This is a genomic window from Bacillales bacterium (assembly GCA_035700025.1).
Classification (GTDB): domain Bacteria; phylum Bacillota; class Bacilli; order Bacillales; family DASSOY01; genus DASSOY01.
In genome coordinates this window covers 1-8,707 of record DASSOY010000016.1, presented here as the reverse complement: position 1 = coordinate 8,707, position 8,707 = coordinate 1, and the positions used below count along the sequence as shown (strand labels likewise).

The window sequence follows — 8,707 nt, the reverse complement described above, 5'->3', positions numbered from 1 at the left end:
CTACGTTAATCTTGTATTGAGCCATTTCAAATCATCTCCCATACTAGAATTTTGGTGGCTACCTACATTCTAGCTGAGAGATTTGAATTTGGCTCTTCTTTTCTCTGAAAACTCAATTTACACAATTATACGGACTCAACTTAGTAAAATTTTAAATTGGCCGTTACCAAACAATTCCGAAGATGGTATGCTTAAAATAATGATATATTATAAAATTCCAAATACTATTGTTAGATTCGTATTCGTTTTCAACTAAATAAGCTATGGGACATTCAATTATTGAAATATTTATATAAACGCAGAAGGGGTTATTATAAATGAATATAAACCGGTGTTTATTTATTTTATTATTAATAATATGTATCAGTCCTATTGGATGCTCAGAACAATCGAAATATTATGCTCAAAAAAAAGGTATGTTCGCTTACTTAATCGTTGATCATTATGAAGATGGAATCTTAAATCCAATCAATTATTATACAAGATATCCAAAAAAGGTGGATGATATATTTTCAAATGGTATGGTAATTACAGAAGGTGAAGATAAAGATATACTGGAACTATTTAAAATAAAAAGGGGTCCATATTTTATAATTTTTGATACAAATGGGGTAATTTTTCGTACAGATGATCCGAAACTTGCAAGGAAATTTATTAATAAAAAGGTAGTAGATAAAATTAGCAATATGAAGGAATAGCATTTCCTTAGACTATTGAGGTATGTAATTTTACCGTAGCTGACATCCACAATTATTGTTAATTTTTTAAATTGTCAATAGATTTAATTTTATGAAATCATTAGAATGAGTTTTTATTTTTGATGTATACGTGGTAATTCAAAATAATCCAAGTCAATATTCGTTAATTAGCTACTTGAGTTCTACTCTCATTCTACTTACTCTGGCCATCCTGCAGAAAAATTATATGCAGAATATGAATGGAATATTATTCCCTTCTTTACATATCATGATATTATTGCAATCAGATATGACCGTGGCTGGACATCATTTGGGTATGGTTATGATGGAACATGGTCTTGTACGACGTTGAGTTGTTCCCCAGGAAGTTATGATATTGACGCACCAACTATTGTCGCAAAACCTAGTGGTGGTTATGCATGGAAATATAATATAATCGCCAATGGAGACAATTACGGGTATGCTTACGTCAAAGTAAGAACTGAATCGGGGTATAACCCAGCTTCTGGTGATTCAGATGCCTTTGTAACATATTTACATGATGAAGAAGTTAGTAATGTTTCAGTTTCGATTTCGCCTGGTGGGTTTTTTGGGTCGATGGCAAGCATCGGTTTTAGCGGAACTAATGAAGTATTATCTGACCCTGTGCAGTGGTAGGTGAAAAACATGAAAAAGCTGTTACTTTATCTAGCAGTACTAATTGGATGTTTTTGCTTAAATTCAAATGCTTATGCACAAACATTAACTCTAAATTATCCCGTCAGAACTTTTGATGTGGATATTTCCGCTGATAAATACTATTATACTGTTGGGGAATCAGTAACATGGCACATTACAATCTACCCTTCTTACGATCATTACTCCAGATATACCGTTGATTTTAATGATGGGTATACTGATCATGGATATACCATTTACGATACTTCGACTTCAGTAAATACAAATTATTCTCAGGGTGATGTTGGGGAAGATGGCAAAATAATTCAGGCGTGTGTTACAGTATCTTCACCATATGAAGATGGTTATGCAACAAATTGCGATAAGATAAATGTAAGTTAAGAAGATTAATATTTAATTCAAAAAAAATTAATTAGTTTAAAACTATTGGGTTTAACGTTCGTTTAAAAACGAACGTTAAACCCAAAATTTTGTTGTGTTTTGATAATGAAGTAAGCCATTTATACATAAATAAAAGTATTAGCTGTAAATTTAGTTGGATGTTCCACGGGAGTTTTGTAGAGGTATTAAAATTATTCTCTTGATTTTCTTAAGAACTCTTTTCCGTTTATCAAAAAGTGATAGAAAAAGATCACCTTTCCATATGGCTTTATACGCTGACTAATCTAAGTGCAAACTTGATTTAACATTTATTGAAGTGTGACCCATTCCTCAATGAGATGCTCCGCTTTCTCGCGTATAGTTGCAATTTCGCTGTTCAGCTCGTTCGCCTTCTCGTGGTCCGCGTATATTTCCGGCTTGAGCAGCAACTTTTCCTTCTCCTCAATTGCCTGCTCGATCTCGTCGATCTCCGCCTCGAGCTCCTCGATCCGCCGCTGCCGCCGGCGCTCCTCGTTCTTCGCCTTCTTCTCGGCTTCGAACGCCTCCTTGCCTTCCGGCTGCGCCTCCGCTTCGCCCCCGCGCGCTTCCGCGCGCTCGGCGGCCTCCAGCCTCGCAAGCTCCGCTTGCTCGGCTTTCTTGCGCACGAAGTAGTCGTAGTCGCCGAGATACGCCGCCAACCCTTCCCGATTCATTTCGAGCACTTTCGAAGCGATTCGGTTGATGAAATAGCGGTCGTGCGATACGAAAAGAATCGTCCCCGGGTAGTCGGCCAATGCGGCTTCCAACACTTCTTTGCTGTCCAAATCGAGATGATTCGTCGGCTCATCCAAAATCAACAGATTCGCCTCCAGCATCATCAGCTTCGCCAGCGCGACCCGCGCCTTCTCCCCGCCGCTCAACGCGGCGACCGGCTTCAGCACGTCGTCGCCGCTGAACAAGAAGTTGCCGAGCACGGTGCGAATGTCCCGCTCGGACGTCATCGGGTACTCGTCCCACAGCTCGCTCAACACCGTCTGAGACGGGTTGAGCGTCTGCTGTTCCTGGTCATAGTAGCCGATCTTCACATTCGCCCCGTGCACGACCTCGCCCGCCAGCGGGGCTTTCATCCCCGCCAGCGTCTTCAGCAACGTCGTCTTGCCGATGCCGTTCGGCCCGACGAGCGCGATGCGCTCGCCGCGCTTCACGTCGAGGTCGACGCCATCGTGCAGCGGCGCATCCGCTTCATAACCGACGGCGAGGCCGTCGGAGCGAAGCACGTCTTTGCCGCTTTGCCGCTTCACACCGAACGAAAAGGCCGCCGTCTTCTCGTCGCCTAAAGGCTTCTCGATCCGCTCCATTTTCTCGAGCTGCTTGCGCCGGCTTTGCGCCCGTTTCGTTGTCGAAGCGCGCGCGATATTGCGCTGAACGAAGTCTTCGAGCTTCGCGACTTCTTTCTGCTGTTTCTCGTAAGCTTTCACATCTTGCTCGTAGCGCTTCGCTTTTTCCGCGAGGTAGTTGCTGTAATTGCCCGGAAAGCGTTCGATACGGTTTCGCGACAGCTCATACACTTGGTTGACCGTATGGTCAAGAAAATAGCGGTCGTGCGAGACGATGACGAGCGCTCCCGGGTACGTGCCGAGCCACTGTTCCAACCACGTCAACGTTTCAATGTCGAGATGATTTGTCGGTTCATCGAGAATGAGGACGTCCGGCTTTTCGAGCAGCTTTTTCGCGAGCGCCAGACGGGTTTTTTGCCCGCCGCTCAGCGTGGAAATGGGTGTCGATTCGTCGACGTCTCCGAAATGCAGGCCGTTCAGTACGGCGCGAATATCCGCTTTGTACGTGAATCCGCCGTCAATTTTATAAGCCTGTTGCAGCTCGTCATATTCGGAGAGCACTTTTTCGTCATAATGCTCGGCCATTTTCAGTTCAAGCTCGCGCAATTGCTTTTCCATGCGAACGAGCGGGGCGAAGACTTGCATCATTTCGTCCCAAATCGTTTTTTCCGAATCGAGCGCCGTGTTTTGCGCCATGTAACCGATCGAAACGTCTTTCGGCTTCGAAATGTCGCCGGAATCGTATGACAGTTCACCCGCGATGATTTTGAGCAATGTCGATTTGCCCGCGCCGTTGCGTCCGACAAGCCCGATGCGGTCGCGTGTTTTCACTTCAAGGGAAACGTTGGACAGGACGATGTCCCCGCCAAACGATTTCGCCAGTTGGTTGACTTGTAAAAGAATCATTGGCTTCACCGCTTCAAGTGTAGCGGACGGAGCGCAATCGTTCAACGATTTACGATAGATGGCCCGCGCTGAATTGTACTTCCTGCCGGATGTTCGTTAAAATAAAGGCAGATTGGCATTTCCGCGAAGACGTGCCGGTGGGCGGCGGCAAACGCCGGAAATATGGTACAATCGTGAAGATGTAGATGCGTTCGCTCTGTCGGGCGCAATAAGAGTTTGAGACAAGCAAGAGCCGAAAGGTAGATGTCCATGAAGGATTTCACGCATATGAACGAGCAGGGAAGGGCTCGCATGGTGGACGTTACCGCGAAAGACGTTACCGTGCGGACGGCCGTGGCGCGCACGGAAGTGGAAGTGAAAAGGGAAGTTTACGAAGGCATCGAACAACAGACGTTAAAAAAAGGGAATGTGCTGGCGGTTGCGCAAGTGGCCGGGGTTATGGCTGCGAAGAAGACGCCGGAGTGGATTCCGATGTGTCATGCGCTGCCGTTGACCGGCGTCGATCTTCGCTTTGACTGGAAGACCGATGACGGATATCGGTTAACGATCGAGGCCGAAGTGAAGACGAAAGCGGTGACGGGGGTCGAAATGGAGGCGCTGACGGCGGTGAGTGCGGCGGCGTTGACCGTATACGATATGTGCAAAGCCGTGGATAAGGGCATCGTCATCGGCCCAACCTATTTGGTGGAGAAGACCGGCGGAAAGAGCGGACTTTACCGAAGATGGGACGAACATCCGGATGAAGAAAAATGAGGCAAGAATTCCGCAGGCGACGGCCAAGCGTTTGCCACTGTATTACCGTTTCTTGAAAAACTTGCATGAAACCGGAAAGCAGCGCGTCTCCTCGAAAGAACTGAGCCATGCCGTCAAAGTCGATTCGGCCACGATCCGCCGCGATTTTTCGTATTTCGGGGCGCTCGGCCGCAAAGGATACGGCTACAATGTTGAGTCATTGCTGGAATTCTTTCGGAAGACGCTCAATCAGGACGAATTGACGAAAGTGACGCTGATCGGCGTCGGCAATCTCGGCACGGCGTTGCTGCGCTACAATTTCATGAAAAACAGCGGAACGCAAATCGTCATGGCTTTTGATTCCGATCCGGCCACGGTCGGCAAGGAAATCGGCGGCGTTCCCGTTTACGATATAAAAAATTTCCGGGAAAAAGTCGCCGGCGAAATTCCAGTGGCGATTCTCACCGTGCCGGCGACGGCGGCACAGATGGTCGCTGATGAAATCGTCGACTCGGGCATTGCGGGCATTTTAAATTTTACGCCGGCCCGGTTATCCGTGCCGGAACAGATTCGCGTCCATCATATTGATTTGTCCGTCGAACTCGAGTCGTTGTTGTACTTCTTGAAACACTATCCTTTACAATAAGGTTGCACCAACATCTAGAACGGAGGTGAGCGAAATGCTCGGAGCAGGAAGCATTGTTTTGATTGCCATTGTGGCTCTCGTTATTTTTGGACCGAAACGTTTGCCTCAACTCGGCAAAGCTTTCGGCAGCACGTTGCGTGAATTCAAACATGCAACGAAAGGATTGGTCGACGATGATGACGAGGACAAGAAAGGCGAATCGAAAACCGTTAAGAAAGACTAATCGGGTGATGTTACTATGAATGAACAACAAATGGGCTTTATGGAACATGTCGCCGAACTACGGAGGCGGCTGTTCGTGTGTGCGGTTTTTTTCATCGTCGCCTTCGTCGCCGGACTGTTTTTATCGAAACCGATCATCGTGATGCTGGAACACGCGCCGATGACGGAACGCCTTTCGCTGAACGCGTTCCGGCTGACCGATCCGATGTTCGTCTACATGGAATGCGCCTTCATTCTCGCGCTCGTGTTGACCGGCCCGCTACTTTTATATCAATTGTGGGCGTTCGTCAGCCCCGGCTTGTACGACCATGAGCGGCGCATTACGCTCATGTACATCCCGCTGACACTCCTGCTCTTTTTGGCTGGCCTCGGGTTTTCCTATTTCGTGCTTTTGCCGTTCGTTATGGACTTCTTAATCGGCTTGACGAACGATTTGCAAATCGAAGGCACGTTTGGCATTTATGAATATTTTACGTTTCTCGTGCAGCTGACGCTGCCGTTCGGCTTTGTGTTCGAATTGCCGTTGCTGGCGATGTTTTTGACGCGGCTCGGCTTGATCACGCCGATGTTTTTGCGCGCGATCCGCAAATACGCCTATTTTGTTTTGCTTATCGTCGCCGGGCTGATTACGCCGCCGGATGTCGTTTCGCAGCTTGTCGTGATGGTCCCGCTCGTCATCTTGTACGAAATCAGCATTTGGATATCAGGGGCCGCTTACCGGAAAGTCAAACAGGCGGAGGCTCTGCTGCAGCAAGAAGATTAAACTTATGACTTGGCGCAAGCCAGGTTTTTTTTTACAAATGCGGGTTTTGCTCCAATCGAGGCTGTTTTTGCTCCAATGAAGGGCACTTTTGCTCCAATGAAGGCTGTTTTCGCTCCAATGAAGGGTATTTTTGCTCCAATCATCACCGAAATCTGTGGATAAGTCCGCTGGATCAACCAAATCACCCTTCTCGCGTCCCCTCTCGCTTCCGGTGCATATTTCTAAACACGCCGCGGCTCAAGTGGTATAGTGTGGGGAGAAGATCTTTCGGGAAACGAAATGTTGGGGGATGGAAGTGATGCGGCGAATTTTCGCGGAAAAATGGCTCGTGGTCATCTCGGTCTTGCTTGGCGCGTTCACGTTGATTTTGAACAACAGCATGATGAATCCGGCGTTGCCTTACTTTCAGGATGTTTTTGACGCGAATCCGATTGAAGTGAGCTGGATTTTGACGATCTTTATGGTGACGATGGGGATGGCGATGCCGCTCACTGGCTATTTGAGCGAAAAAATCGGGAAGAAGAACTTGTTCATGATCGGTCTTGCGTTGTTTGTGTGCGGATCGCTCGGCGGCTCCCTTGCCTGGAGTCTTTCGTCGATCATTTTTTTTCGTGCGGTGCAGGGGATTGCCGGCGGTGTGATGATTCCGCTTGCGATGGCATTGATCTTCGAAGTGTTTCCGAGTCATGAACGCGGCAAGGCGATGGGGGCATACGGCATCGCTGCCATGGTGGCGCCGACGATCGGGCCGACGCTCGGCGGGTTCATCATTGAACATGCGAGCTGGCCTTTTTTGTTTTTGGCCAACGTCCCCACCGGCATCCTCGGGTTAATTTTATGTGCGGTCTATTTGAAGAAACCAGCAAAAAACCCTGACAAAAAATTCGATTTTGCCGGCTTTGCATTGATTACGATCGGTATCGGTCTTTTGCTGGTTGCGTTGTCGAAAATGCAGTCGCTGGAACAATTGACGAATCCGGTCAACTTGCTGCTGGCGTTAGCAGGGATTGCCAGCTTGATCGTGTTTGGCATCGTCGAACAAAAAGTCGCCGAACCGTTGTTGAATCTGGATTTGTTTCGGACGCCTGCGTTTTCGTTGGCGGTCATCATTTCCAGTGTCGGCACGGTCGGATTGTTCGCGAGCATCTTTTTGCTGCCGTTCTTGATTCAAAGCGTGTATGGCTATAGTGCGGTCGTAACCGGTCTCGTGTTGCTGCCTTCGGCGGTATTCACCGGGATTTTCATGAACATCGGCGGGCGGATTTTGGATAAAAAAGGTGCCGGGGCGGTCGTACCGATCGGGCTGTCGGTATCGACGTTGATGATGCTGCTGTTTTATTTCGTCGGATTGCGCACGCCGCTTTGGGTGATCGTCGTCTTGATGGTCTTGCGGGGCATCGGCATGGGATTTTCCAACATGCCGGCAAATACGGCGGGGATGAACGCAATTCCCGACAAAATGGTCGCGCAAGGGTCGGCGATGAACAACGTTGTGCGCCGGATCGCTTCAGCGCTCGGAGTCGTTTTCATCTCGGTGTACTTCCAACTGCGCGAAACGCATTTAATGGCAGCGGGAGAATCGATGCACAAAGCGGCGATGACCGCGGTGAACGAAGCTTATTTAATGATTGGGATCATGACATTGCTCACGATTCCGGCCGGCGTTTTTCTCGGGATCCAAACGAAGCGGACACGCACGAAAGAAGCGACGGTCGCGTCCTAGCAAAACTTGCCCTTGATTCATAAGAATAAATGATGGAAACTAAGACTAGTGGTTGGTTGCAAGAACCGTAATTTCAAGAGTGTTGGGAGCGATGACGTTGTTGACTTTGAAATCGAGACGTGAAATAGAAAAGATGCACGAAGCCGGGAAATTGCTGGCTTCCTGCCACAAAGAAATCCGCAAACGGATCCAACCGGGCGTGACGACATTGGAAATTGACCGATTCGTAGAAAACTATTTGCGTGAGCACGGCGCGACGCCTGAGCAAAAAGGGTTTGAAGGTTTTCCGTATGCGACATGCGCTTCGGTGAACGATGAAATCTGCCACGGTTTTCCGACGGACCGACCGTTGAAGGAAGGCGACATCGTCACGATCGACATGGTCGTCAACTTGAACGGCTGGCTCGCCGATTCGGCTTGGTCTTACGCCGTCGGGAAAGTGTCCGAGGAAGCGCAGCGCTTGCTCGACACGACGAAGGAATCGCTGTATGCGTCGATCGAGAAAGCGATCATTGGCAACCGGATGGGCGACATCGGCCACGCGATCCAATCGCTCGCCGAGCCGCGCGGCTTCTCCGTCGTGCGCCAATTCATCGGCCACGGCATCGGCCAAGACATGCATGAGGATCCGCAAGTGCCGCA

At 48.5% G+C, this 8,707-nt stretch carries 10 protein-coding genes; 8 read left to right on the top strand and 2 right to left on the bottom strand.

The genetic code is table 11. From position 1 onward, the window contains the following. The first annotated feature begins 317 nt into the window (after positions 1–317). On the top strand, positions 318–698 hold the full coding sequence (locus VFK44_03385; protein HET7627411.1) for a hypothetical protein: 381 nt from the start codon (positions 318–320) through the stop codon (positions 696–698). Between the two features lie 666 nt (positions 699–1,364). Next, positions 1,365–1,757: a hypothetical protein gene (locus tag VFK44_03380; GenBank protein ID HET7627410.1), complete on the top strand. Its 393-nt coding sequence runs from the start codon at positions 1,365–1,367 to the stop codon at positions 1,755–1,757. 308 nt (positions 1,758–2,065) lie between these two features. Here VFK44_03380 and VFK44_03375 read toward each other — a convergent pair whose 3' ends face one another. After that, a complete protein-coding gene (locus VFK44_03375) occupies positions 2,066–3,979 on the bottom strand; it encodes an ATP-binding cassette domain-containing protein (protein ID HET7627409.1) in 1,914 nt (637 codons plus the stop codon). 249 nt (positions 3,980–4,228) lie between these two features. Here VFK44_03375 and moaC point away from each other — a divergent pair, with 249 nt between their 5' ends. From moaC to tatC, 4 genes are read left to right on the top strand one after another with little or no spacing between them, the layout of a single operon-like run. Beyond that, positions 4,229–4,732, top strand: coding sequence for a cyclic pyranopterin monophosphate synthase MoaC (gene moaC / locus VFK44_03370; protein ID HET7627408.1), 504 nt, complete (start codon positions 4,229–4,231; stop codon positions 4,730–4,732). Continuing rightward, positions 4,719–5,357 (top strand): redox-sensing transcriptional repressor Rex, encoded by a 639-nt coding sequence (locus VFK44_03365; GenBank protein HET7627407.1) that lies wholly within the window; start codon positions 4,719–4,721, stop codon positions 5,355–5,357. The genes moaC and VFK44_03365 overlap by 14 nt, the downstream gene beginning before the upstream one ends. Positions 5,358–5,391: 34 nt before the next feature. Next, complete coding sequence (locus tag VFK44_03360; GenBank protein ID HET7627406.1) at positions 5,392–5,580, top strand: twin-arginine translocase TatA/TatE family subunit; 189 nt, start codon at positions 5,392–5,394, stop codon at positions 5,578–5,580. Between the two features lie 15 nt (positions 5,581–5,595). Next, the gene (gene tatC, locus VFK44_03355) at positions 5,596–6,342 is read left to right on the top strand and encodes a twin-arginine translocase subunit TatC (protein ID HET7627405.1); all 747 of its coding nucleotides are present in this window, start codon (positions 5,596–5,598) and stop codon (positions 6,340–6,342) included. A 2-nt stretch (positions 6,343–6,344) separates the two neighbouring features. Here the strand turns inward: tatC and VFK44_03350 are convergent, their stop codons facing one another. After that, a complete protein-coding gene (locus tag VFK44_03350; GenBank protein HET7627404.1) occupies positions 6,345–6,527 on the bottom strand; it encodes a hypothetical protein in 183 nt (60 codons plus the stop codon). Between the two features lie 113 nt (positions 6,528–6,640). On the opposite strand from VFK44_03350, the gene VFK44_03345 reads away from it, so the two are divergent. Continuing rightward, entirely contained in the window at positions 6,641–8,065 is a 1,425-nt protein-coding gene (locus tag VFK44_03345) for an MDR family MFS transporter (protein HET7627403.1), read from the top strand. A 97-nt stretch (positions 8,066–8,162) separates the two neighbouring features. Then, a partial coding sequence (gene map, locus VFK44_03340) for a type I methionyl aminopeptidase (protein HET7627402.1) occupies positions 8,163–8,707 on the top strand: 545 nt, incomplete at its 3' end.

Bases quoted from the DNA above. Each gene is read 5' to 3' on its own strand.
- VFK44_03365 (HET7627407.1), top strand. From the start codon at position 4,719: ATGAAGAAAAATGAGGCAAGAATTCCGCAGGCGACGGCCAAGCGTTTG.
- VFK44_03375 (HET7627409.1), bottom strand. From the start codon at position 3,979: ATGATTCTTTTACAAGTCAACCAACTGGCGAAATCGTTTGGCGGGGAC.
- VFK44_03380 (HET7627410.1), top strand. From the start codon at position 1,365: ATGAAAAAGCTGTTACTTTATCTAGCAGTACTAATTGGATGTTTTTGC.
- tatC (HET7627405.1), top strand. From the start codon at position 5,596: ATGAATGAACAACAAATGGGCTTTATGGAACATGTCGCCGAACTACGG.
- VFK44_03360 (HET7627406.1), top strand. From the start codon at position 5,392: ATGCTCGGAGCAGGAAGCATTGTTTTGATTGCCATTGTGGCTCTCGTT.
- moaC (HET7627408.1), top strand. From the start codon at position 4,229: ATGAAGGATTTCACGCATATGAACGAGCAGGGAAGGGCTCGCATGGTG.
- VFK44_03385 (HET7627411.1), top strand. From the start codon at position 318: ATGAATATAAACCGGTGTTTATTTATTTTATTATTAATAATATGTATC.
- VFK44_03345 (HET7627403.1), top strand. From the start codon at position 6,641: ATGCGGCGAATTTTCGCGGAAAAATGGCTCGTGGTCATCTCGGTCTTG.